The organism is Luteibacter sp. 329MFSha, from assembly GCF_900111665.1.
Lineage (GTDB): Bacteria > Pseudomonadota > Gammaproteobacteria > Xanthomonadales > Rhodanobacteraceae > Luteibacter.
In genome coordinates this window covers 127,874-150,722 of sequence record NZ_FOJE01000002.1, presented here as the reverse complement: position 1 = coordinate 150,722, position 22,849 = coordinate 127,874, and the positions used below count along the sequence as shown (strand labels likewise).

At 68.6% G+C, this 22,849-nt stretch carries 22 protein-coding genes and 1 other RNA gene; 20 read left to right on the top strand and 3 right to left on the bottom strand.

What is annotated here, in order from left to right:
* The first annotated feature begins 9 nt into the window (after positions 1–9).
* From BMW54_RS12025 to pepQ, 5 genes are all read left to right on the top strand, one after another.
* Positions 10–2,061 (top strand): peptidoglycan-binding domain-containing protein, encoded by a 2,052-nt coding sequence (locus tag BMW54_RS12025; RefSeq protein WP_090056241.1) that lies wholly within the window; start codon positions 10–12, stop codon positions 2,059–2,061.
* Positions 2,062–2,207: 146 nt separating this feature from the next.
* Entirely contained in the window at positions 2,208–4,421 is a 2,214-nt protein-coding gene (locus BMW54_RS12020; RefSeq protein WP_090056238.1) for a DUF1631 family protein, read from the top strand.
* Complete coding sequence (locus BMW54_RS12015) at positions 4,418–4,765, top strand: PilZ domain-containing protein (protein WP_090056236.1); 348 nt, start codon at positions 4,418–4,420, stop codon at positions 4,763–4,765. The genes BMW54_RS12020 and BMW54_RS12015 overlap by 4 nt, the downstream gene beginning before the upstream one ends.
* Before the next feature lie 16 nt (positions 4,766–4,781).
* Positions 4,782–5,438: a hypothetical protein gene (locus BMW54_RS12010; RefSeq protein ID WP_090056234.1), complete on the top strand. Its 657-nt coding sequence runs from the start codon at positions 4,782–4,784 to the stop codon at positions 5,436–5,438.
* Between the two features lie 73 nt (positions 5,439–5,511).
* Positions 5,512–6,834 carry a Xaa-Pro dipeptidase gene (gene pepQ, locus BMW54_RS12005; protein WP_090056232.1) on the top strand — a complete coding sequence of 441 codons (1,323 nt, stop codon included), beginning with the start codon at positions 5,512–5,514 and terminating at the stop codon, positions 6,832–6,834.
* 108 nt (positions 6,835–6,942) lie between these two features.
* Here pepQ and BMW54_RS12000 read toward each other — a convergent pair whose 3' ends face one another.
* Complete coding sequence (locus BMW54_RS12000; protein ID WP_090056230.1) at positions 6,943–8,013, bottom strand: acyltransferase family protein; 1,071 nt, start codon at positions 8,011–8,013, stop codon at positions 6,943–6,945.
* A 141-nt stretch (positions 8,014–8,154) separates the two neighbouring features.
* Between BMW54_RS12000 and cydP the strand changes: the two genes are divergently transcribed.
* Genes cydP through cydX form a run of 4 tightly spaced genes read left to right on the top strand, consistent with a single transcriptional unit; the run spans position 8,155 to position 11,231 of the window.
* Positions 8,155–8,373, top strand: coding sequence for a cytochrome oxidase putative small subunit CydP (gene cydP / locus BMW54_RS11995; protein WP_090056227.1), 219 nt, complete (start codon positions 8,155–8,157; stop codon positions 8,371–8,373).
* Positions 8,370–9,941 (top strand): cytochrome ubiquinol oxidase subunit I, encoded by a 1,572-nt coding sequence (locus BMW54_RS11990; protein ID WP_090056225.1) that lies wholly within the window; start codon positions 8,370–8,372, stop codon positions 9,939–9,941. The genes cydP and BMW54_RS11990 overlap by 4 nt, the downstream gene beginning before the upstream one ends.
* Positions 9,942–9,951: 10 nt before the next feature.
* Positions 9,952–11,082 (top strand): cytochrome d ubiquinol oxidase subunit II, encoded by a 1,131-nt coding sequence (gene cydB / locus BMW54_RS11985; protein WP_090056223.1) that lies wholly within the window; start codon positions 9,952–9,954, stop codon positions 11,080–11,082.
* Between the two features lie 11 nt (positions 11,083–11,093).
* Positions 11,094–11,231, top strand: a complete 138-nt coding sequence (cydX, locus tag BMW54_RS11980) for a cytochrome bd-I oxidase subunit CydX (RefSeq protein ID WP_090056220.1) — start codon at positions 11,094–11,096, stop codon at positions 11,229–11,231.
* Positions 11,232–11,310: 79 nt separating this feature from the next.
* Here cydX and BMW54_RS11975 read toward each other — a convergent pair whose 3' ends face one another.
* Together BMW54_RS11975 and BMW54_RS11970 are read right to left on the bottom strand one after the other, a co-directional pair.
* Positions 11,311–12,603, bottom strand: coding sequence for an aminopeptidase P N-terminal domain-containing protein (locus BMW54_RS11975; protein ID WP_090056218.1), 1,293 nt, complete (start codon positions 12,601–12,603; stop codon positions 11,311–11,313).
* Positions 12,600–13,166 (bottom strand): UPF0149 family protein, encoded by a 567-nt coding sequence (locus tag BMW54_RS11970; RefSeq protein WP_090056216.1) that lies wholly within the window; start codon positions 13,164–13,166, stop codon positions 12,600–12,602. The genes BMW54_RS11975 and BMW54_RS11970 overlap by 4 nt, the downstream gene beginning before the upstream one ends.
* 114 nt (positions 13,167–13,280) lie before the next feature.
* On the opposite strand from BMW54_RS11970, the gene BMW54_RS11965 reads away from it, so the two are divergent.
* The 11 genes from BMW54_RS11965 to BMW54_RS11915 all read left to right on the top strand — a co-directional run bounded on the left by BMW54_RS11965 (position 13,281) and on the right by BMW54_RS11915 (position 22,784).
* A complete protein-coding gene (locus tag BMW54_RS11965) occupies positions 13,281–13,505 on the top strand; it encodes a TIGR02449 family protein (RefSeq protein WP_036116258.1) in 225 nt (74 codons plus the stop codon).
* A 10-nt stretch (positions 13,506–13,515) separates the two neighbouring features.
* Positions 13,516–13,824, top strand: coding sequence for a cell division protein ZapA (locus BMW54_RS11960; RefSeq protein ID WP_090056214.1), 309 nt, complete (start codon positions 13,516–13,518; stop codon positions 13,822–13,824).
* An 8-nt stretch (positions 13,825–13,832) separates the two neighbouring features.
* Positions 13,833–14,015: non-coding RNA, 6S RNA (ssrS, locus tag BMW54_RS11955), on the top strand.
* 110 nt (positions 14,016–14,125) lie between these two features.
* A complete protein-coding gene (locus BMW54_RS11950; RefSeq protein WP_090056212.1) occupies positions 14,126–14,737 on the top strand; it encodes a 5-formyltetrahydrofolate cyclo-ligase in 612 nt (203 codons plus the stop codon).
* Positions 14,734–15,192, top strand: a complete 459-nt coding sequence (locus tag BMW54_RS11945) for an EVE domain-containing protein (RefSeq protein WP_090056210.1) — start codon at positions 14,734–14,736, stop codon at positions 15,190–15,192. Before BMW54_RS11950 ends, BMW54_RS11945 begins: the two co-directional genes overlap by 4 nt.
* Positions 15,189–15,845, top strand: coding sequence for a ribose-5-phosphate isomerase RpiA (rpiA, locus tag BMW54_RS11940; RefSeq protein WP_090056207.1), 657 nt, complete (start codon positions 15,189–15,191; stop codon positions 15,843–15,845). Before BMW54_RS11945 ends, rpiA begins: the two co-directional genes overlap by 4 nt.
* Positions 15,846–15,880: 35 nt before the next feature.
* Entirely contained in the window at positions 15,881–17,332 is a 1,452-nt protein-coding gene (gene rmuC / locus BMW54_RS11935; RefSeq protein WP_090056206.1) for a DNA recombination protein RmuC, read from the top strand.
* Between the two features lie 54 nt (positions 17,333–17,386).
* Positions 17,387–17,983 (top strand): GTP cyclohydrolase I FolE, encoded by a 597-nt coding sequence (gene folE / locus BMW54_RS11930; RefSeq protein ID WP_090056204.1) that lies wholly within the window; start codon positions 17,387–17,389, stop codon positions 17,981–17,983.
* Between the two features lie 2 nt (positions 17,984–17,985).
* Positions 17,986–19,299 carry a hypothetical protein gene (locus BMW54_RS11925; protein WP_090056201.1) on the top strand — a complete coding sequence of 438 codons (1,314 nt, stop codon included), beginning with the start codon at positions 17,986–17,988 and terminating at the stop codon, positions 19,297–19,299.
* A complete protein-coding gene (locus tag BMW54_RS11920) occupies positions 19,292–19,999 on the top strand; it encodes a hypothetical protein (protein WP_090056198.1) in 708 nt (235 codons plus the stop codon). Before BMW54_RS11925 ends, BMW54_RS11920 begins: the two co-directional genes overlap by 8 nt.
* Positions 19,992–22,784 (top strand): AAA family ATPase, encoded by a 2,793-nt coding sequence (locus tag BMW54_RS11915; protein WP_175472845.1) that lies wholly within the window; start codon positions 19,992–19,994, stop codon positions 22,782–22,784. The genes BMW54_RS11920 and BMW54_RS11915 overlap by 8 nt, the downstream gene beginning before the upstream one ends.
* Positions 22,785–22,849 lie beyond the last annotated feature (65 nt).

Here is a 22,849-nt window from a genome sequence, read left to right as displayed (position 1 = left end):
ATTGGAGACATGGCTGGTCGTAAAGCGCTCAACGCGCAAGAACTGCGAGCCATCGCGTACTTCGCGGTGGGCGTGGCATCGGAGGGTACGCTTCGCGAAAAGGACGTCGCTGCCACGCTGTCGTTTGCGGGAACTAGAGTCAATGGGAAAATGGATCCGATGGGCAATAGTGGATTGTCGATCGGAACCTTGCAGAAGGACCTTGGGCAAGATAAGAAAAAAACCGCAAGGGAAATGGTGGCGGCTTATCGAGAGTGGGCGGCGCGATCGCCCGACTGGCCGGACCTCAGCGATGCCGATGTTGTCGCGTCCGTCGCGGATCTATCCCGAAACGGCAGGGCGATCAGAGATCAGGGCGGCCGAGATATCGATCCGTCGCTCCAGAACCAGCTGAGTGCATTTCTCGCCTCGAAAGATGGGCGCAATTTTGTGCACGCGCGTGATGTCGATCAGGTCGAGCACATTCGTACGCACGCTCTCGTCGAGATTGTCGATTCGGTGGCCTATAAGAACGCGACAGTGGATGAGCAAATCATCATCGCAACGATCGTGGCAAAAGCCTTCAATCAGAACCAAACCGCGGGCAAAGGTCTTTACAGCGCGATGAAGGCACCTCACGCCCGTGACAGATCGCTCGACACTCTCGATGATGTTCTGTCCTATGCCGAATCGCATCACAAGAGGTATCTGGCCTCCGGTCGCGAACACGCCCTCGTCGGCGCGAAAGTCCTCACCCGCCTCCACAACGCCGACGAGAACAGCCCGATCGGCCGCGCATGGCGAGAAGTGCTCGCCGATCCACTGGTCCGGCCCACGGAGATCGGTGCCGACCCGGACCGACCCGACCTCGCCGCGCACTACACGCTGATCAAGAACCTCTTCCATGCGCCCAAGCAGGCCATGGCTTTTCTCGACGCGCTGGAACAGGGGCGCCCCTACCACGAGGGCAAAATCACCGGTACGGGCTTCTACACCGACGGGACCCAGATCGTGCAGTGGAACGCCGACGGCAAGGGCGTGACCTTCGTCGAAGGTCAATGGGCGACCGTCTCTCGCGATGAGCTCGGGCTGACGCGCGCGCGCGACGGTTCGGTCGATCTGGCGAGGGTGGTCGACAGTGAGGGGCAGCCGTTGCTGCATGTCGAGCCTGCCGTGCGCAGTGTCGCGGCGGCGGCCGTGGAGCGGGCGCTGCGACCGGGTGTCCGGGGCGACGACGTGCGGCAGTTGCAGGAACAGCTCATGCGATTGGGTTACTCCGACGCGCAGGGACGCCCGTTGCGCGCGGATGGCGACTACGGTCCGGGAACGCAGGCCGCGGTACGCGCCTTCCAGCGGGAGCACGACCTCGTCGCGGATGGGCTGAGCGGTCGGCAGACGCTGGCGAGCGTGCGGCAAGCGGTCCACGACCGGGACGCGTCGATCGCCGCGGCGCACCGGCCACACGACGAGGTCATGGCGGCTTACCGCGCGATCGATCCCGTCATGGGCGCGGCGGCCGGCCGGTCGACACCCGTGGAGGCCCGCGTGGACGCGCGGGCGACGAGCGAGACCATGAGCACGTATCAGAGCCTGGAGCCGGTGACGCGTACCGCCGCACCGCCGATCGCGCCGGTCGAGTCACCCCTGGCCCGCGAGCCCCGCGAGCCCGTGGCCATGCCGACGGGCCGCGAGGCGCCGGCGGCCGACGCGTCGCTCGCACCGAGGCGAGCGCCGTCCGACCCACGCCACGCGGACCATCCCCAGAACGGTCTCTACGAACTGCTGAAAACGCAGATTCCGGATGCCTCCGAGAATCGGCTGTTGCAGACGACGGCGGCGTGCCACCGCAGCCGTATCACGGCGGAGAATCTCTCGATGGTGCACATCAACGAAGAGACGATGACGCTGCATGTCTTCGGCCACGGGCCGATGACCCTGCCGGCCCGCGTGGACCTCAACCACCCGTCGCCCGCCCCGGAACAGAGCGTCGAGCGGATGGCGCAGTTCGACCTTCAGCAGGCGCAGGTGCTGGCGGAGATCCAGGCGCAGCAGGCGCAGATGTCCCGGGGAATGTCGCGGTAGACGGGCGAAGCGGGTCGTCCACGGTCGGCGGGGCGGCGTCGCCCTATTCCTATCGCCATAAGCCATAAGCGGGCCGCCACGCCGCTGGCGCGCCCGTGCCGTCGCCACCTAAACTTACGGCGAAGGTCGGGGAGGACCGCATTCGCATGAGCGCAGGCACGCAGCCGCCGTACGGCCGGACGGGACCGCATCCCGTCGCCCTGTCGCCGCGTGCGGAACGCGAAGCGCAGCAGGGTCTGTCGCTGTGCCTGACCTGGCTCGATTCGCCGCTGCGCGAAGCGCTGCGCGACTTCGACCATCGACTGTTCGCCGCCGCGGAGGGCAGCCGCAACCATCTCGAACAGCAGGCGTGCTTCGAGAGCCGTCACATCGTCGAGCGTGACGGTCCCGGCTTCCGCAACCGCTTCGCCTCGCACCTGTCGGAACGCTTCCGTCACCTGGGCGACGTCGTGGACGCGAAGCCCGCCGCCACGAGCGAGCACCTGACCCTCAGCCTCGTGGATCCCGAGGAGCAGGAACAGGCGGATGCCCTGTCCAGCATGGCGTCGCGGGGCGAAGCGCGCAGTGCCAGCAGCCTGTTCGAGCTCGGCTATCGCCTGGCGGTGCTCGCCGGCACGCCGCCGCTGGAGGGCGAGGCGTTGCCCGCCGGACCCCGCGCGCTCACGGCGGCGCTTCAGGCGGCCGTCGAGCCGATGCCGCTGTCGAGCGCGCACCGGCTGCTGCTCTTCCAGGCGGTCGACGCCCATGTGCTCGCCCACGGCGAAGCCTTCTACGGCGCGCTGAACGAGCATTACCGCACCCGCGGCATCCTTCCCGGGTTCCGCGTCTACCCGAACGTGCGCGTCGCCACGACGCCGGCGTCCGAGCGGCATAAAGCCGGCGAAACCGCCGCCGCGGGCGGGGGCAGCGGCGCGGGCGGCGGAAGTGGGGGCGGCGCGGCCGTGGACGGCAACATCGGCGTCCTCGAGGGCCTGCGCGCCCTGCTCGCCTCGCGCGTCGAAACCAGCCGCGGAGCGGGGTTCGCGCCGGGCCGGCTCGCCTCGGACGACGAACTGCAGACGGCGCTTTTCGCCCTGCAGGGCCACGTCACCGACGTCACCGATGCCGCGCAGCGCGAGATCCGCAGCGCGCAGGCGCTGCGCGACGAACTCCTCAACCAGCTCAATCGTGGCCGGCCGGCGGGCTCGCCGCCCGCCGAACTCACGATCGAGCAGGGCGACACGGTCGAGCTGACCGCACGGCTCTTCGAGAGCCTGGGCGAACAGATCGCCGTGACCAGCCCCGGCCGCGCCGTGCTCGGCGGCCTGCAATGGCCGATGCTGCGCGCCGCCGTGAACGATCGCGGTTTCTTCGACCAGGCCGAACATCCCGCGCGCCAGCTGCTCGACACCGTGAGCGAGGCGGCGCATCACTGGCTCGATCCGTCGGAAGGCGAGCCGGACGCCGCGCTCGTGGATCGCCTCGAGCGCCTCGTCGTGGAAGCGAGCAGCGCGCAGGTGATCGATCCCGTGTGGCGCGCCGAGATCGAACAGCAGATCGCCATGCTCTCGCGCAAGGCGCACGTGGCCGAGCGTCGCCAGATCGAGGCGATGGAAGGTCGCGACCGGCTCGAGCGCGCTCGCCAGCGCGCCGCCGAGATCATGGCTGAACGCATGGTGCGCGGCGCGGCACCACGCGGCGTGCTGCGCATCCTGCTGGAGCGCACGTGGGCCGATGTGCTCGCGCTGCACATCCTTCGCGGCGGCGAGAACGGCGAGGCGTTCCTGCATTGCCTCGGCGTCACCGACCAGCTGCTCGGTCGCCGTCCGATCGCCGATGCGAACAAGCTCCGCTCGGACGTCGAGCGCGGCCTCGAACACCTAGGCATGCATCCGTCGGAAGCGGCGCAGGTCGCGGCCGGTGTCTTCGAGCCCGCCGAACGGCAGAACGACGATGGCCTGACGCCGACCGACGTCGCCGTGCGCCTCAAGCAGCGTCCGCGCCTGGGCGAAGGGACCGCGCATGGCGAGCCCGCCGCGCCCGTCGTGCCCACGCCACTGGACCCCGCGGCGAGGGCCATCCACGACGGCTTCGCCAGCCTGCGCTTCGGCACGTGGTTCCAGTTCGTCCAGCCGGACGGCGGCATCGCGCTGCGCAAGCTCGCCTGGTTCTCGCCGACGACGGGCCGCTGCCTGTTCGTGAACCAGCGCGGCGCGCGCACCGAGGACGTCGACCTCACCCGCCTCGCGCGCCTCATGGCGAACGGCGAGGCGCGGGAATGGAAGGAACAGCGGCTGTCGATCGTCGACCGCGCCTGGCGGGCCGTCGCGCGCAACCTGCGCCGCGAAGGCGTGCGCGAACGCATGGCGGGCCACGCATGATCCGCGAAGCCGAACAGCGCCGCGCGCCGCGCAAGCGCGCCACCGCGCCCATCGCGGTGAAGAACTGGTTCACCGAGCAGGACATCGGCCAGCTCGGCAACCTCTCCGCGACCGGCGTGATGCTGCTCGTGAAGGCGAAGCCGCGGGACGGCGCCGTCTACCAGATCGTCTTCACGTTGCATGACGCCCACCACCGGCAACATCGGGTCGAGATCGGCATCCAGGAACAATGGCACGAGCCGGCGGCGTCCAACGGCCAGTTCTGGGCGGGCTACCGCATCGTCGCGGCCAGCGACGACGACGTGCGCGCCATCGACGAGTGGATCGGCCCACCGGCGGACTGAACGAAAGGCGCGGACCATGCTTTACGACGAACCACGCGGGGCGTCACCATCGCTCACCATGAGCGATGCCACCACCATTCTGGTCGACACGGACCTCGAGCGCGACGACGCGGCCGCGGCCGCGATGGACCTGTACCTGCACCTGGTCGGCGACGGCACGATCGCCGCGCAACCGAGCGAGGACGAGGAAGCGCGGTTCCGCGTGCTCGACGAACGCCTCGTCGCCGACACCGGCATCCAGGCGATCGGACTGCACGCGAGCGGACACCGCTGGCGCGGCGACGGCCGCGGCGGCGCGGAGCTCATCGACGGCGGCCGCGAGAACGGCATCTTCTGCCGCTACGACGGCAGCTTCTCCATCCGCTGTCCCGAATGCGGTGAGCGCCTGGCGCCCGGCGACGACGGCAGCGAGGCGCTTGAGGAAGCCCTCGCGGTGTGGTGCGACGCGCCCGATTCCGCATACGTCGCCTGCCCGTCCTGCGCCACGTGGACACCGCTCCACCTGTGGCGCTCGCCGGAGCACGACTTCGCGGTGGGCCACTACGCGATCACGCTCTACGGGGCCCACCTGCAGGGCCTGCTCGGCAAGGGCAACGCGCATGCCGCCACCGCGCTGCGCCACCGCCTCGGCGACCTGGCCGGCGATTACACGGTGGTCTTCGCACGATCCTGAGGCCCGCCCGGACTTGGCGCCGCGTCCCGACAGGCGCACCATTGCGGTTTGCCCCACGTCCCCGGAGTCCCCCATGAACGACGCGCTGGCCGCGCTTTATCCCCAGCACCTCGCCACGCTGCGCGAGCGCACCGACACCGCGCTGGCGCGCGGCGGGTTCGATCACCTCGTGGTGCCGGCGGGCCGCCCGATCACGAAGTTCCTCGACGACCAGGATTACCCGTTCGTCACGAACCCGCATTTCAGGCACTGGCTGCCGCTGACCGATGCCCCGGGCAGCTGGCTCGTCTACACGCCGGGCGAGAAGCCGAAGCTGGTGTTCCTGCAGCCGCGCGATTACTGGCACGTGGTGCCGGAAGCCCCGACCGGCTACTGGGTCGACCACTTCGACATCGTCATCGTGCGCAAGCCCGCGGACGCGGTCGCCGAGCTGCCGGCCATGCTCTCGCGCTGCGCGATCATCGGCGACCAGTACTGCGACCTGCAGGACGTCTGCGCGAACAACCCGCCCGCCGTCATCGACCACCTGCATTACCACCGCGCGTACAAGACGCCTTACGAACTGGAACTGATGCGCGAGGCGAGCCGCCGCGGCGTGCGCGGCCACCGCGCGGCCGAGCACGCGTTCCGCAACGGCGAGAGCGAATTCGGCATCCACCTCGCCTACCTCACCGCCGTGGGCCAGATCGACGCCGAGCTGCCGTACGCGAGCATCGTCGGCCTCAACGAGCACGGTGCGGTGCTGCACTACACGAACTTCGACCGCAGCGCCCCGGCGAAGAGCCGCTCGTTCCTGATCGACGCGGGCGCGAGCGCCTCGGGCTACGCCAGCGACATCACGCGCACCTACGCCAGCAGCGATGCCGGCGAGTTCCAGGCGCTGATCGACGCGGTCGACGACGCCGAGCGCTCGTTCGCGGCGAAGGTGCGCGCCGGACAGAGCTATCCTGAGCTCCACGTCCACGCCCACCACGTGCTCGCCGGCGTGCTCCGCGACCATGGTTTCATCCGCATGAGCCCGGAAAGCGCCGTCGAATCCGGTGTCTCGTCCGCGTTCTTCCCGCATGGCCTCGGCCACGGCATCGGACTGCAGGTGCACGACGTGGGCGGTTTCCAGGCCTCGGAAACGGGCGGCACGATCGCCAAGCCCGACGGCCATCCCTACCTGCGCCTCACGCGCCAGCTCGAGGCCGGCATGGTGGTGACCATCGAGCCGGGCATCTACTTCATCGACATGCTGCTGGCCGAGCTCAAGGGCAAGCCGTTCTCGAACGACATCGACTGGGCGAAGGTCGACGCCTTCCGCAACTACGGCGGCATCCGCATCGAGGACGACGTGGTGTGCACCGCGGGCGAACCCGAGAACCTGACGCGCGACGCGTTCGCGTCGTTGTAAGCCCCACCCTGTGGGAGCGGCCCTGGCCGCGACAGCCTTTCGCGAGGAGCGGCACGACCTGCGCTCTTCCGCGAAAAGCCGTCGCGGCCAGGGCCGCTCCCACGGGCATCAGATCTTCAGGTAGATCGCCCGCCGGTCCATCCACCGCACGATCAGCCACCACACGGCGACGAACGCCACGCCCCACGCCGCCGACGACACGTACGGTCCGAAGAGCGGCGTCATCCACGAGGCGAACGCGACGCGGTAAAGCCACGGGGCGATGCCGAGCGCGATGAGCAGGTAGACCATCAGCCCCGACCCGGCATACGCGGCGATCGCGTTCACACCGAACGCCCTGCCCGGCAGGCGCCAGCCGCGTTCGTCGACGAGCACGTGCACGATTGCGAGCAGCGCGAACGACCAGCCGCCGGTCCAGAGCACGTAGCTCGGCGTCCACAGGTTCTTGTTGAACGGCCACAGCCACTGCGCCATCCAGCCCAGCACGAGGCAGACGATCGCGGCGACGACGAGCCGTCGCGTGTCGCCAGCGGCGAGCCAGGTGCCCGCGCGCATGCCCAGCAGCGTCGTCGCCAGGGCGGGTAGCGTGGCCAGCAGGCCCTCCGGATCATGCCCGCGCCCGGTGGCCGGATCGATCGCGTAGACGAAGGCGCCGAAGATCGCCGAGTCGGCGCGGCTGACGGAATTGGTCCACGGCTCCATGCCGCCGGCCAGAAGCAGCGCCCCGTAACCCGCCAGCAGGACGACGAGCACGGCGTCGCGCAGGCGCGGGCCCGTGTCCACGGCGAGCAACGCGGCCAGCGCGAAACACACGCCGATCCGCTGCAGGACACCGGGAAGCCGCAGATGCGCTTCCGGTATCGCGAGCCACGCGACGACGTTCAACAACAGGCCAAGGCCGACGATCCGCGCCGCGCGACCGATCGCCGCACGGCGCAAGGGCCCTTTCGGCGCACCGGTCGCGACGCGCGCTCCGATCGACAGCGAAACGGATACGCCAACGATGAAGAGGAACAGGGGAAAGACGAGGTCGGTCGGGGTGCACCCGTTCCACGCCGCATGTTCGAGGGGCCACCAGACGTGGCCCCAGTCGCCGGGATCGTTGACCAGCAGCATCGCCGCGACGGTCGCTCCGCGCAGGACATCGACGGAGGCAAGGCGCACTTTACGGTGGGTCATCCGGGGACTATTTTCGGGCGAAAGGGGCAGGTTCGAAGGATACGCGGTCAGCCGGTTGCGACAATCGGTCATGGATCGCATGGGGATGCCCGGCCGTACGATGCCGGGGTCACGTTCGTATCGAACGATGGAGTCGCACCGATGGTCGTCGACAGTCCACCCGCGCGCCGTCGCTGGCGCGACAAGCCGCTGGGGAGGCTCGCGCTGGAGCTCTCCTTCATCGTCGTCGCCAAGATCGCCGTACTCATGCTCATCTGGTACGTGGCCATCCGGCCCCTGCCCCGCGCGGATGTCTCGCCCGCGGGCATGGACCGTGTCCTCGCACCGGCCTCCGCCTCCAGCCAGGGAAACCCGCCATGATCGTCGACCCCGATGTCGTCGGCCTGTCGCGCCTTCAGTTCGCGCTGACCGCGCTCTACCACTTCCTCTTCGTGCCCCTCACCCTCGGCCTCGCGTTCATGCTCGCCATCATGGAGAGCGTGTACGTCATGACCCGCCGCGAGGTGTGGAAACGCATGACCCAGTTCTGGGGCGTGCTCTTCGGCATCAACTTCGCCATGGGCGTCGCCACCGGCGTCACCATGGAATTCCAGTTCGGCACGAACTGGGCCTATTACTCGCACTACGTCGGCGACATCTTCGGCGCGCCGCTGGCCATCGAAGGCATGATGGCGTTCTTCCTCGAATCCACGTTGGTCGGCATCTTCTTCTTCGGCTGGGAGCGCATCACGCCGCTGAAGCACATGCTGGCGACCTGGTTCATGGCGCTCGCCACCAGCCTGTCCGCGCTGTGGATCCTCATCGCGAACGCATGGATGCAGAACCCCGTCGGAGCGGCGTTCAACGCGCAGACGATGCGCATGGAGGTCACTTCGTTCAAGGAGGTGTTCTTCAATCCCGTCGCGCAGTCGAAGTTCGTGCACACGGTGAGCGCCGGTTACACGATGGGTGCGATGTTCGTGCTCTCGATCAGCGCGTGGTACCTGCTGCGCGGCCGCAACGTCGACTTCGCCAGGCGCTCGATGACGGTCGCCGCGAGCTTCGGTCTTGCCGCCTCCCTTTCCGTCGTCGTGCTCGGCGACGAGTCCGGATACACGGTTTCGGAAAACCAGAAGATGAAGATGGCGGCCATCGAGGCCATGTGGGAGACCGAGCCCGCGCCCGCGTCGTTCACCCTGGTGGGCCTGCCCGACGTGAAGGAGCGCACGACGCACGGTGCGATCCGCGTGCCGTGGATCATGGGCCTGATCGGCACGCGCTCGGTCGACGAACCGATTCTCGGCATCGCCCAGCTCGTCGACGACGCCAAGGGCCGCATCGCGGACGGCATCAAGGCGTACGACGCGATGCTCGTGCTGCGCGAGAACCGCAACGACGCGCAGGCCGCCGCGATCCTCGCCGCGCACGACAAGGACATGGGCTACGCGCTGCTGCTGAAGCGCTTCATGGACGATCCGCGCAAAGCGACGCCCGAGGATATCCAGAAGGCCGCCGACAGCACGATCCCGAACGTGCCCGTGCTGTTCTGGTCGTTCCGCGTCATGGTCGCGTGCGGCTTGTACTTCATCGGCCTGTTCGCGTACGCGTTCTGGCTCGCCAGCAAGCGGCGCCTGCAGGGACGCCGGTTTCTCAAGGTCGCGCTGTGGAGCCTGCCGCTGCCCTGGGTCGCCGCGGAGCTGGGCTGGATCGTCGCCGAATACGGACGCCAGCCGTGGGCGATCGAAGGCGTGCTGCCGACGGCGCTGGGCGCATCGTCGCTCACGCCCGGACAGGTGTGGATCTCACTCGGTGGCTTCGTGCTGTTCTACACGGCGCTCGCCGTGATCGACGGCTATCTGATGGTGAAGTTCGCCCGCAAGGGTCCGGACGGACTCGGCCTGTGGCCGAAGCGGCCGGATGCCATTCCCGCCCACGCGCAGACGGTCTGAGGACGACATCATGTTCGATTACGAAACCCTGCGGGTGATCTGGTGGGCGCTGATCGGCGTGCTGCTGATCGGCTTCGCCATCATGGACGGCTTCGACTTCGGCGTCGCGGCGCTGCTGCGCGTGCTGGGCAAGGACGACCACGAGCGGCTCGTGTTGCTGGAGACCATCGAGCCGACCTGGGAGGGCAACCAGGTCTGGTTCATCCTTGGCGGCGGCGCGGTGTTCGCGGCGTGGCCACTGCTCTACGCGGCATCCTTCTCCGGCCTGTATGTCGCGATGTTCGTGCTGCTGGTCGCCTTCATCATCCGGCCGGTGGGCTTCAACTTCCGCGAGAAGGTGCAGGATCCGCGCTGGAAGACCGTCTGGGATTATTGCCTGATCGCCTCGGGGACCATCGTCATGCTGGTCTGCGGCGTCGCCTTCGGCAACCTGTTCCTCGGCCTTCCGTTCCGCTACGACGGCGACCTGCGCATGACGTGGGATGGTTCGTTCTTCCAGCTGTTCCGCCCGTTCGCGTTGCTCGCCGGACTCGTCAGCCTGAGCATGCTGCTGGCGCACGGGGCGAGCTGGGCCGCGATGAAGGCCGATGTGCTCATCGCGAATCGCGCGGCGAAGGTCGCACGCATCGCTTCGCTCGTGTACATCGTGCTGTTCGTGGCCGCCGGCATCTGGCTCGCCTACGGCATCCCGGGCTTCGCGATCTCCGGACCCGCGACCACCGACGCGATCTCGAATCCGCTGGGCAAGCAGGTGGCCATCGGCGCGTCGTGGTTCGCCAGCTACATGAAGCATCCCTGGTTCTGGGCCGCGCCGGTCCTCGCCTTCGCGGGCGCGCTGGGACTTCAGCTCTTCGTGGGCCGTCGCGGCTTCGCGGGCTTCTTCTGCAGCAGCCTGGCGGTCGCCGGCACGATCCTCTCCGCAGGCTTCGCGCTCTTCCCGTTCCTGTTGCCGTCCGCGCTCGATCCGACATCGAGCCTCACGGTTTGGGACGCCTCGTCCAGTCGCGGCACGCTGCTGCTGATGCTCGCGGTCACCATCGTGTTCATCCCGCTGATCCTCCTCTACACCAGCTGGGTCTACCGCGTGATGCGCGGCCGCGTCACCCTCGAACACGTGCGCAGGTCGCACGGCACGTACTGAAGGAGCAAGCCATGTGGTATTTCGCCTGGATACTCGGCCTCGGCCTCGCCTGCGCTTTCGGCATCCTCAACGCGGTGTGGTACGAGGTGCACTCCGACGACGAAGCCAGCCGGAAGCACGATCCGATGCCGAAGCACGAGGGGACCTGAGGGATACGGCGTTCCCGGATCGTTGCCGCTGCCGCGGGATCGCCGATGCGATCGGCTCCCACCCGCCAGCGGCAACGTGTCAGCGTTCGAGGGCGTCGGGGGCTTTCGGCACCGCGGAGGTCATCACATCGGGGGCGCCCTTCGTCACCGCGACGTCGTCTTCGATGCGGATGCCGATGCCTCGCCAGCGTTCGTCGACGCGCTTGTCGTTCGGCGGAACGTAGATGCCGGGTTCGACGGTGACGACCATGCCCTCTTCCAGGACGCGCGGCTCGCCGTCGATGCGGTAGTCGCCGACGTCGTGGACGTCGAGGCCGAGCCAGTGGCCGGTCTTGCTCGGGAAGTACGTCTTGTAGCTGCCCTCGGCGATCACGCGATCGGCGCCGCCGCGCAGGATGCCGACGGCGCAGAGGCCCTCCGCGATGATCCGGACCGCCGCGTCGTGCGCATCGCCGAACGAGCGGCCGGGACGTACCGCGTCGATGGCCGCCAGCTGCGCCTCGTGCACGATCTCGTACAGCGCGCGCTGCTCCCTCGTGAAACGCCCGCCCACGGGAAACGTGCGCGTGATGTCCGAGGCGTAGCAGTCCACTTCCGCGCCGGCGTCGACGAGCAGCAGGTCGCCGTCCTTCAGCGTGGCGCGGTTGGCCTGGTAGTGCATGACGCAGGCGTTGGCGCCGCCGGCGACGGTGGGCGGAAACGCGGGCACCGCGCCGCGGCTGCGGATGGTGCGCAGGATCTCGCCTTCGACCTCATATTCGGCGACGCCAGGGCGTGCGATGGCCATGGCGGCGAGGTGCGCGGCGCCGGCGACCTCGGCCGACCGGCGCATGAGCGCCAGCTCGTCCTTCGACTTGAACAGGCGCAGGTCGTGCAGCAGGTGCCCCAGCGCCACGAGGTCCTTCGGCACGACACCGCCACCGCGCGCCGTGCGCAGGCGGCGCATCCAGGCCAGCAGTCGGGCATCGAAATCCGGTTCCTGCCCGAAGTGGCAATAGACGCGCGCCCTTCCCTCGATCATCCCCGGGAGGATGTCGTCGATGTCGTCGATGGGGAACGCGTCGTCGAGGCGAAGCTCGCGCGCCGCCCGGTCCGTGCCCATGCGCTCGCCGTCCCAGCGTTCACGCTCGGCGTCGCGCTCGCGGCAGAACAGCACCGTCTCGCCGTGGGCGCGACCGGGCAGCAGCGCCAGCACGGCTTCGGGTTCGTCGAAGCCGGTCAGATAGTGAAAATCGGAATCCTGGCGGTACGGCCAGGGCGCGTCGGCGTTGCGCATGCGCTCGGGGGCGGCGGCGAGGATCAGGGCCGCGTCCTCGCCCGCCATGCGCATCAGTTCCCGGCGCCGCCGGGCGTACTCGGCGGGCGCGATCAATGCAGGGTGTCGTTCGCCGGTGGCGTGCCGCGGCTGAGCTCGGCATGGAGCAGCATCGCGCCGGCGCGCACGAATTCCTCGAGCTCGGTCAGGCTCTCGTCGTTCACGTCGTCGTCCGCGTCGAATTCGAACTCGGTCGCGGCGATCGACGCCATGTCCTTGAGGACTTCGCGCGCGTCGTCGCTCATGCCCTGGTTGCGCTCCACCGACCCGCCGAGCCCGAGACCGCCCAGGAAGCCGTGGATCCAGTCGACCAGGCCCTCGGCGCGCTCCGGAATGGGCGCATCGTCGTCGGGAAGCCACGGGGAGAACGTCAGTTCCGGGTCGGCCAGCCATTCGTCGGTCTGGTGCCGCAGCCGGTTGAGCATCGCCTCTTCGTCGGCGGTCGGCGCCGGATCGGGTTCGAGGCTGAGCGCGGCGAGTACCGAATCGCCGGGAAAGCGGCCGCCCCCGGCGATGTACCCGACGAGCGAGCCATGGAACTCGCTGACCGAGACGGACAGTTTGCAGCGTCCGATCAGCTCGGCGATGTCTTCGGGGTCGACGGTCAGGTTGGCCGACATGGCACGTGCTCCAGGGATTTCAGACCCAAGTCTAATGCACCGGCCTTCACGCTGCCGACGCGTTCGCCTTCACGGGATGCCGACAGGGCCGGACCTCCTGTTATAGTCCGCTCCATGACGAACCCGGACGCCTTCAAGACCGAACTGGAAGCCCTGAGCGCGACGCTCGACCGGCTCGTCGACACCGTTCGCCGCCTCACCGAGGAAAACCGCAGTCTGCGGCACAGCCAGGAACAGCTGGCGAACGAACGCGCGGGACTCATGGCACGCAACGAACAGGCGCGCAGCCGTGTGGAAGCGATGATCCAGCGCCTCAAGGCGCTCGAGAACACGGGCTGATCGCAACGACATGAACGCCACCGCCAGCGAACCGGTATCCCTGCGCCTGCTCGACCGCGAATTTCACATCGCGTGCGCGCCGGAAGAGCGCCCCGGCCTCGTCGCCGCCGCCCAGTTCCTGGACGGCAAGATGCGCGAGCTGAAGTCCAACGCCAAGGTGCCCGGATTCGACCGGATCGCCGTGCTGGCGGCCGTGAGCATCGCCCACGAGCTGCTCACGCTGCGGAAGGAGCACGACTCGCAGGAACAGGTGCTGACCGACGGGCTGGCCTCCCTGCGCAGAAAGCTTGATGGTCTGCTCGACGCCTCTGTAAAATAGCGCTCAGGCGTTCCCTGCGGTGTTCGCCAGCGCACTTTACATTTGCCTTGTTCCTACATACGACCCCGGGTCGGCTTTTCGTGACTGTTGTGCATGTCCGCCTCGTACGGAAAGCCTCGAAGTCGCGTAGCCCTCCCACCTGATCCTTTGGATCAAGGTCGTTTGGTGCGCAGCGGCATCGCGGAGAACGCCTCTCCATTCCAGCCGATCGGTCCCAGGGGGGCCGGTCAGCGTCCCATCCGCGGCACCGGATGTGGCGGCTCGACGGCGACCTTGCCTGTGCCGTTCCGTTGAACGACCCATGTCAAAGCTTCCCGAGAGACGTGAACTCCGAGCCGACCTCGTGCAGCGACGCCGGCAGCTCAAGCCGGCCGAGCGCGTCGCCGCCGCCCAGGGCCTGCGCCATTCGCTGGAGCAGTTGCCCGAATTCCTGACCGACAAGCACGTGGCCGGCTACTGGGCCACGGGCGGCGAGCTGCCGCTCAACCTGGCCATCGCGCCGCTCGCCGAGCGCGGCCAGACCTTCTACCTGCCGATCGTCACCAAATCCGGCGGCAAGCGCCGCCTGACGTTCGCGCCCTGGACCACCGGCGAGGACGTCGACTCCAACGAGCTCGGCATCCCCGAACCGAAGGCGTCGGAACACGTGGTCGAGGCGGACAAGCTCGATCTCGTGCTGGTGCCCCTCCTCGGCTTCGATCGCCGCGGCAACCGGCTGGGCTTCGGCGGCGGCTATTACGACCGCAGCTTCGAGTTCCTGCGCGGCAAGCCGCGTCCGGCGCAGCCGCTGCTCGTCGGCGTCGGCTACGCGTTCCAGGAACTGGACGCGATCGAGACGGCCGAGTGGGACATCTCGCTCGACTACATCGCGACGGACAAGGAACTCATCGACTGCACGGGCGGCGAGGCATGAAGTACTGGCTCATGAAGTCCGAGCCGGACGCGTTCTCCATCGACGATCTCAAGCGCAAGGGCGTCGAAGCCTGGGACGGCGTGCGCAACTACCAGGCGCGCAACTTCATGCGCGACGGCATGAAGGTCGGCGACAAGATCTTCTTCTACCACTCGAACACCGATGTCCCGGGCATCGTCGGCATCGCTTCGGTCGCCTCCGCGGCGTATCCGGACGAGAGCCAGTTCAACCCGAAATCCAAGTATTACGACGCCAAGGCGAAGCGCGAGGAACCGCGCTGGATGCTGGTCGACGTCAAGTTCGAGCGCAAGCTCGCGCGCACCATCTCGCTGGAAGAACTGAAGGGCCACGACGAGCTCGCCGACATGCCGCTGGTGCAGAAAGGCAGCCGCCTGTCCGTGATGCCGGTGGCCAAGAGCGACTGGGATTTCATCCTCAAGCTGGAAAAAGCATGAGCCAGGACAACGAGAAGCGCCTCGCCGCCGAAACCGCCGCCTTCCGTTACGTCGGCAACGGCGTCTTCAAGGGCGGCATCATCGGCGTGGGTACCGGGTCGACGGTGAATTTCTTCATCGACGAACTCTCCCAGTACCGCGACCGGATCAAGGCCGCCGTGTCCAGCTCCGAGGCCTCCAGCGAGCGCCTGCGCAAACTCGGCATCGACGTCATCGATCTCAACGCCGCCGGCCGTCTCGACCTTTACGTGGACGGCGCGGACGAGTGCGATCCGCACAAGCGCCTGATCAAGGGCGGCGGCGCCGCACTCACCCGCGAGAAGATCGTCGCGGCGGCGTCCGACAAATTCGTCTGCATCATCGACGCGAGCAAGCAGGTGGACGTGCTCGGCACGTTCCCGCTGCCGATCGAGGTCATCCCGATGGCCCGCAGCCTGGTGGCGCGCGAGATCGTCGCGCTCGGCGGACAGCCGGTCTGGCGCGACGGCGTCGTCACCGACAACGGCAACTGGATCATTGACGTGCACGGCTGGCGCATCACCAATCCGGTCGAGCTGGAAGCCCAGCTCAACCAGATCGTCGGCATCGTCACCGTCGGCCTCTTCGCGAGGCGCGCGGCGGACGTCGTCATCGTCGGCAATCGCGAGATCTGAGAATAGGGTCCCTCGGGGCTGTATCCTCTCGCCCCATGACGCTCGAAACCCTGCTCCTCATCGCCCTGCTTGTCGTCGCGCTCGCATGCCTCGGCCTGCTGTTCGCCCTGCTGTCTCGCGGTCGACAGGACGACGGAAGCGCCGCGCGCCTCGACGCCCTGCGTGACGACAACCGCCGTCTCGAAAGCCTGATCCGCGAAGAGCAGCGGGCGGGCCGCGGCGAGCTCGGCGAGAGCTTCGGTCAGTTCCGCGGGCATGTGCAGGATCAGCTCGCCGCCGCCGCCGAGCGCCAGCACGAGCGCATCGAAGGTTTCGGCCGGCGGCTCGACCAGCTCACCGAACGCACGGACACCGGCCTGCAGTCGCTGCGGCAGGGGCTGGCCGACGATTCACGCAAGACGCGCGAGGAATCCGCGCTCACCCTGAAGCGCTTCGGCGAGGGCATCGACCAGCGCTTCGCCGCGCTCACGGCCGAGAACGAGAAGCGGCTCGGCGAAGTACGCGCCACGCTCGAAACCCGCCTCGGTGCGATCCAGCAGGACAACGCCGCCAAGCTCGAACAGATGCGGGCCACGGTCGACGAGAAACTGCAGGCGACGCTGGAAACCCGCCTCGGGCAATCGTTCCAGCTCGTCTCCGAGCGGCTCGAAGCGGTGCAGCGCGGCCTGGGCGAGATGCAGGCGCTCGCGGCCGGCGTCGGCGACCTCAAGCGCGTGCTGACCAACGTGAAGACGCGCGGCACCTTCGGCGAGGTCCAGCTCGGCGCGCTGCTCGAGCAGATCCTCATCGCCGAGCAGTACGCCGCCAACGTGGCCACCATCCCGTCCTCCACCGAGCGCGTCGAGTTCGCCATCCGTCTCCCGGGCGCCGACGACGGAACCCCCGTCTGGCTGCCGATCGACGCCAAGTACCCGGTGGAGGATTACCAGCGCCTGCTCGACGCCCAGGACGCCGCCGATGCCGATGCGGCGCATGCGGCCGGCAAGGCGCTCGAATTGCGAGTGCGCGAGGAGGCCAAGCGGATCCGCAGCAAGTACGTGGCCCCGCCGCACACCACCGATTTCGCGATCCTCTTCCTGCCGACCGAGGGCCTCTACGCCGAGGTCATCCGCCGACCGGGGCTGTCCGACCAGCTCCAGCGCGAGTACCGGGTGACGGTCGCCGGTCCCACCACCCTGACGGCCCTGCTGAACAGCCTGCAGATGGGCTTCCGCACCCTGGCGATCGAGAAGCGCTCGTCCGAGGTCTGGCATGTGCTGGCGGCGGTCAAGAATGAATTCGGCAAGTTCGCCACGGTGCTGGAAAAGACGCGCAAACAGCTCGACACCGTCCGCAACAGCATCGACACCGCCGGCGTCCGTACCCGCGCCATCGAGCGCAAGCTCCGTGGCGTCGAGTCGCTGGGTTCCGACGAGAGCCAGGTCCTGCTCGACCTGGTGCCGGGGCTGGACGACACCGACACCCCGGCCGAGCCGCCCGAGGACTGACCGGCGGGAAGAACGGTACAATGACCGTTTGCACCTGCTTAGGAACGCACCCCGATGAGCGACGACGCCAAGTCCCGCCCGGTCACCCGCGAACAGGCCGAGGAGGCCGTGCGCACGCTGCTGCTCTGGTCGGGTGAGGATCCCACCCGCGAAGGCTTGCTCGACACGCCCAAGCGCGTGGTCAAGGCGTATTCGGATTGGTTCAAGGGCTACGACGAGGATCCGGCCGAATACCTGCGCCGGACGTTCGAAGAGGTCGCCGGCTACGACGAGATGATCGTCCTGCGCGACATCGAGTTCGAAAGCCACTGCGAACACCACATGGCACCGATCATCGGTCGCGCGCACGTCGGCTACGTGCCGAAGGACCGCGTGGTGGGCATCAGCAAGCTGGCGCGCGTCGTCGACGGTTTCGCCCGCCGCTTCCAGGTGCAGGAAAAACTCACCGCGCAGATCGCGCACTGCATCGAGGACACGCTGCGTCCGCGCGGCGTCGGCGTGGTGATCGACGCCAGCCACGAATGCATGACGACGCGCGGCGTGCACAAGCGCGGCGTCTCCATGGTCACGAGCCAGATGCTCGGCAGCTTCCGCGAAGACCCGCGCACACGGAGCGAGTTCCTCCGCTTCGTCGGCGTCGATCGTCGCTGACCTTGAGCGGACCGACCGACACCACCGTCCACGACGAGCGCCTGCAGGATCTTTTCCGCGACGGCATCGTCGCCGAGGACATTCCCGCCGTCTTCCCGCTTTTGCGCGGGCGCGGGCTGCTGCGCGCGTTCTCCGCGCTGTTCCACGGCGGCGAGGCGCAGGTGCTGCTGCGCCTGCTCGTGCTGCGCACCCTTGGCGGGCGACCGCATGCCACCGAATGGACACCGCAGGAGATCCGCGACCACCTCGCCTTCGTCGACGCGGTGAAGCTCGAGACCGTGGTCCAGCGCCTGAAGGACCACGACATGCTGGTCTACGACGGCGAGACCATGCGCTACCGCGTCGGTCCGCTGGGCCGCAAGGCGCTGGCCGCGATCGCGGCGATGCTCGAGTTCGAAAACGACGACGACGACGGCCTCGGCTACCTCACCGCCCAGCTCGCCGCCGGGCAGGCCGTGGGGCGCGTGTCGGTCGACGAGCTCGGCCACCTGCTGTCCCGCCTCACCGAGCTGAAGGAAGACTTCGATCGCGCGGTGCTCTCGGGGTCCGAGTACCGCATCCGCCGCGCCGCCGAGCGCCTCGACGCCGTCTGGACCTGGGTCGAGAAAGGCACCGAGGTCGTCGCGGCGATCACGGAGAAGGACGACCTGGAACCGGCGGCCCATCGGCTCGCCCAGGCGGTCGGCCGCGCCCAGAGCGCGCTGCTGCGCCAGGCGGGCACGTTCCAGCGCGAACTCAACAAGATCGACCAGCACCGCGTGCACCTCGGTCGCACCGGCCTGTCGTCGTCCGACCTGGTCGGCTGGCTCCGCGCGCAGGACATCGACACGCTGGCGTCGTTCGAGGACGGCCAGTTGCTGCTGCCCCTGCCCGCGCCCTTCATCCACGACCAGATCGCGCTCGATGTCGCCGAGTTCGAGCTGCTCGAACGCGAGCGCCTCGCCGCGGAGAGCACCGCGCTGCCCGGCGCGGAAGAACCGCCGGAGACCGCCGACCTGCCGATGGACGAGGAAGACCTGCGCTTCCTCGAGGAGTGGCACGCGGAACTGGCGGCGATCGACGCGCCGCGCGAACTCGAAGCCACGCTCGTCGGCGACGACTATGCGCTCTCCGCCTATCGGCTCTCGCTGCTCGGCCTGCTCGGCGATCCCGAGTCGGCCGCGCTGGAAGGCGGCACCGCCGACCTCGCGCGCCTGCCGCTCGCGCTGGAGATCGAGCCGCGCCTGATCGAGACCGACCTGCCCCAGATCGCCCTGGTGAGCGCCGGACGCCTGCGTCCGCGCGACCCCGCGAAGGACAACACTGCCGATGCATGACGAAACCGCCAGCCTGGTCACCCGCCTGCTCGCGCAACGCTGGCTCCCGCGCGACGACGCGCAGGCACGCAAGGCGCTGCTCGACGAAGCGTTCCGCGAGGAACTCGACCGCCGCCTCGACGCCGTCGGCCTCGAACTGCGCGAACACCCCTACGCCGCGTACATCGGCCTCGCCGTGGCGCGGAAGAGCGAGCGCGCCGTCTTCGGCGGCAGCGACAGCTGGATCTCGAACACGTTGCAGCTGGATCGCGACGGCGTCGCGCTGCTGGTGGTCATCTGGGCCCTGATCGTGCTGCCGAAGCGGCAGCGCCAGGTCGAGCGCCAGGATGCGGAAGCCGCGGCGTCGCAGGGCCAGATGTTCGCCGAGGAGAAACCCATCCCGCGCGATCCGACGATCTCGCCCGTCATCGCCGAGCGCACGCTGCTCGCCGACTTCGGCGACAAGCTCGGCGGCAAGACGCGCGTCGGCTTCAACCTCGGCACGCTCAATCGCCTCGGTTTCATCATCCGTCGCAAGGGCGAAGTGGCCGAAGGCCCGCTGCTCGACCTCGCGTTCGACTACGAGCGCACGGCGCGGCGCATCCTCGATGGCGCGCTGGGCGACCTGCTCGCCGAGGCCGCGTCGCGGCCGGCGCCAGCCGCGACCGACGACGAAGACGACCTGCCGCTCGACGAGACCGAGGAAAGCACCGATGTTTGATTTCCGCAGCCTCGAAGTCGTGCACTGGGATTACTGGCAGCGATTCAGCCTCCCACTCGACACGAACATCGTCACCGTCGTCGGACCCAACGGCTCGGGCAAGACCACATTGCTCGATGCCCTGCGCACGCTGCTGACCATCGACTGCGCCGGCAACCGCGACTACAAGAGCTACCTGCGCCACAACGGCAAGCCGTTCGCCTGGCTGCGCGCCCGCGTGGGCAACGTCCCGGGCCCCAGCGGCGAGCGGCCGTTCTTCCCGCTGATGGATCGCGAGGTGACCCTCGCCTGCCGCATCCAGAAGAAGGGCGGCGAGTGGACGCGTCAGTACGCCGTGCTCGGCGGCGACGTCGGCGTGGAGGAGATCGAAGCGCGCGGCGAATTCCTCGGCCTGCGCGAATACCGCGTGCGGCTTGAAGGCGCCGGCCTGTCGCAGGCGATCCGTCGCGTTCTCACGCTCGAACAGGGCGCCACGGACAAGCTCTGCCAGCTGCCGCCCAAGGCGCTGCTCGACCTCGTCTTCGACGTGTTCGGCGACAAGGCCGTGCTCGACGATTACCAGCGTGCCCGCAACGAGCAGATGGAAGCCGATCGCGAGCAGCACGGCCTCGAACACCAGCTTTCGCTGATCGGCGTGAGTCTGCAGGAAGCCGAAGCACGCGCCCGCTCGTACCAGGAGTGGAACGCGCTGAAGACCGAGCGCGTCGACCTCGTCGCCGACGTCCTGCCGCGCACGGAACTCGCCGATCTCGGCGCGGGCATCCGCGGCGCGCGTCCGCAGCTCACGGGCGTGAAACGCCGCGTGGCGGAACTCGAACGTCGCGATGCGGAGCTCACGCGCCAGCTGGGCGAGCTCGACGCGGGTGGCGAGAGCCTGCGTGCCGAACAGCACGAAGCCGACCTCGCGCGCCAGCAGACGCAGAAGAGCCTCGACGCCGCGCGCGCCGAGCTCGCGCAGAACGACCTCCTGATCAAGCAGGAGACACGCCTGCGCGAGATGGTGGCCGCGCAGGGCGGCGCCGATCACGAGCGCCTCGCCGACGTCGCGCGCGATGCGCGCGCCCGCGTCAACCAGCTGCAGGCCGAAGAAGGCCGGCTGCGCCAGGACCTCGCGACGCTGACCAGCCAGTTGTCGGCCTGGCGAAGCGGCCGTCGCTACACCCCGGATTTCGAGGCGTCGTTCCGCCGCGCGCTGGACGACGCCGGCATCCGTCACAGCATGCTCAGCGAGATCGTCGAGATCGACGAGCCGCGCTGGCAGCCGGCGGTCGAAGCGATCCTCGCGGGATATAGGCACGTGGTGCTGCTCGACGATCCGCGCGATCGCGAGAAGGCCTGGAGCCTCGGCGAGCAGCATCGCTACAAGCATTTCGTCGTGGCGGATCGGGCACCGGCCGGCAAGGCAACATCGGGTTCGCTGCTGGAGGTGGTGTCGTTCTCGGCGGCGCCGCCCGACTGGCTCCTGCGCAACCTCGACCGCATCCGTCGCGTCGAGGACGTGGCGGACGGTGCGAAGGTCGGCCGCGACCAGGACTGGATCACCCCGCAGGGTTACTTCCGCGAGCGTCGCGGTGGCCGCCACCTCGGTGTCGACGACATGTACTTCGGCGCGGGCGCGCGCGAGCGACAGCTCCGCGATGGCGAAGCGAAGCTGCGCGACATCGAGGCCCGCCTGCGCGACATCGCCAGCGAGCGCAAGGACGCCCTGACGCGCGCCAGCGACGCCGAAGCCGTGCTTCGCGGCGCCAGCGCCAGCAGCCAGCTGGCCGACCGCGCGGACGAATTCGCCGAAGCGCGCGAACAGCAGCCTCGCCTGCGCGAAGACGTGCAGCGCACGGCCGACAGCCACGTCGCGGCGGAAGCGCATTACGAAGCCGTGCGCGAGAAGCGCCTGCGCACGTCGAACCTGCGCGACAACGCGGCGCGCGAACAGCGCGACGTGCAGCGTCAGCTCGCCGATGCCGTGCGCCAGCACCACACGCTGCGCGCGGAACAGGTGGACCGTCTGCGCGCCTATCGCGCGAAGCGCGCCCACGTGCCGCTCGCCCATCGCGGCCGCGTGGCCATGGCCGCGCTGCGCGAACGCTACGAATCGCCCGCCGCCGTGCGTCGCGAGATCGATCGCGTGGAGCGGCGTCTCGACGAAGGTCACTGGGAACAGGATCCGAGCGTGCTCGCGTTGCGCGAGAAGTTCTCGTCCGATCACGAAGGCCTGAAGCTGGATCTGGAGAAGCGCCGCATCCACCTGGAGCGCGCGTCGCGCATCACGCACGAGGCGCGTGGTGCTTACATCCAGGTGCTGCGCAACACCGTGCGCCGCTACGCGAAGAACCTCAAGGTCCTTGCCGAACTGGCGGGCATCGGCGTCGACGTCGATCTTCCCGAACTCAGCAACGACGACCTGGCACTCGCGTCGGCCGCGCTGCACGTCCGCTTCGAGTTCGACAAGAAGGGCTGGATCGGCATGGACGACGGCGAGGCATCCGGCGGACAGCAGGTGATGAAGTCGCTGCTGCTGCTCGTGGCGCTGATGCGCGACGAGGACCGCCCCGGCGGTTTCGTCTTCATCGACGAGCCGTTCGCCCACCTCGACATCTTCAACATCGACAAGGTGGGCGCGTTCCTCAAGAGCACGCGCGCGCAGTACATCCTGACCACGCCCGCCACGCACAACGTGAACGTGTTCCAGCCATCGGAGCTCACGCTGGTGACGAGCAAGCGGCGGCCGGGCGCGGTGTGGGCGCAGCCGTTGGCGGTGCTACGCCGCCGCGCCACGGCTGCCTGACGGCAGCAACGGGGCCTGAGCACTTTCGCGAAAAGCTGTCGCGGCCGGGTCCGCTCCCACCGCGT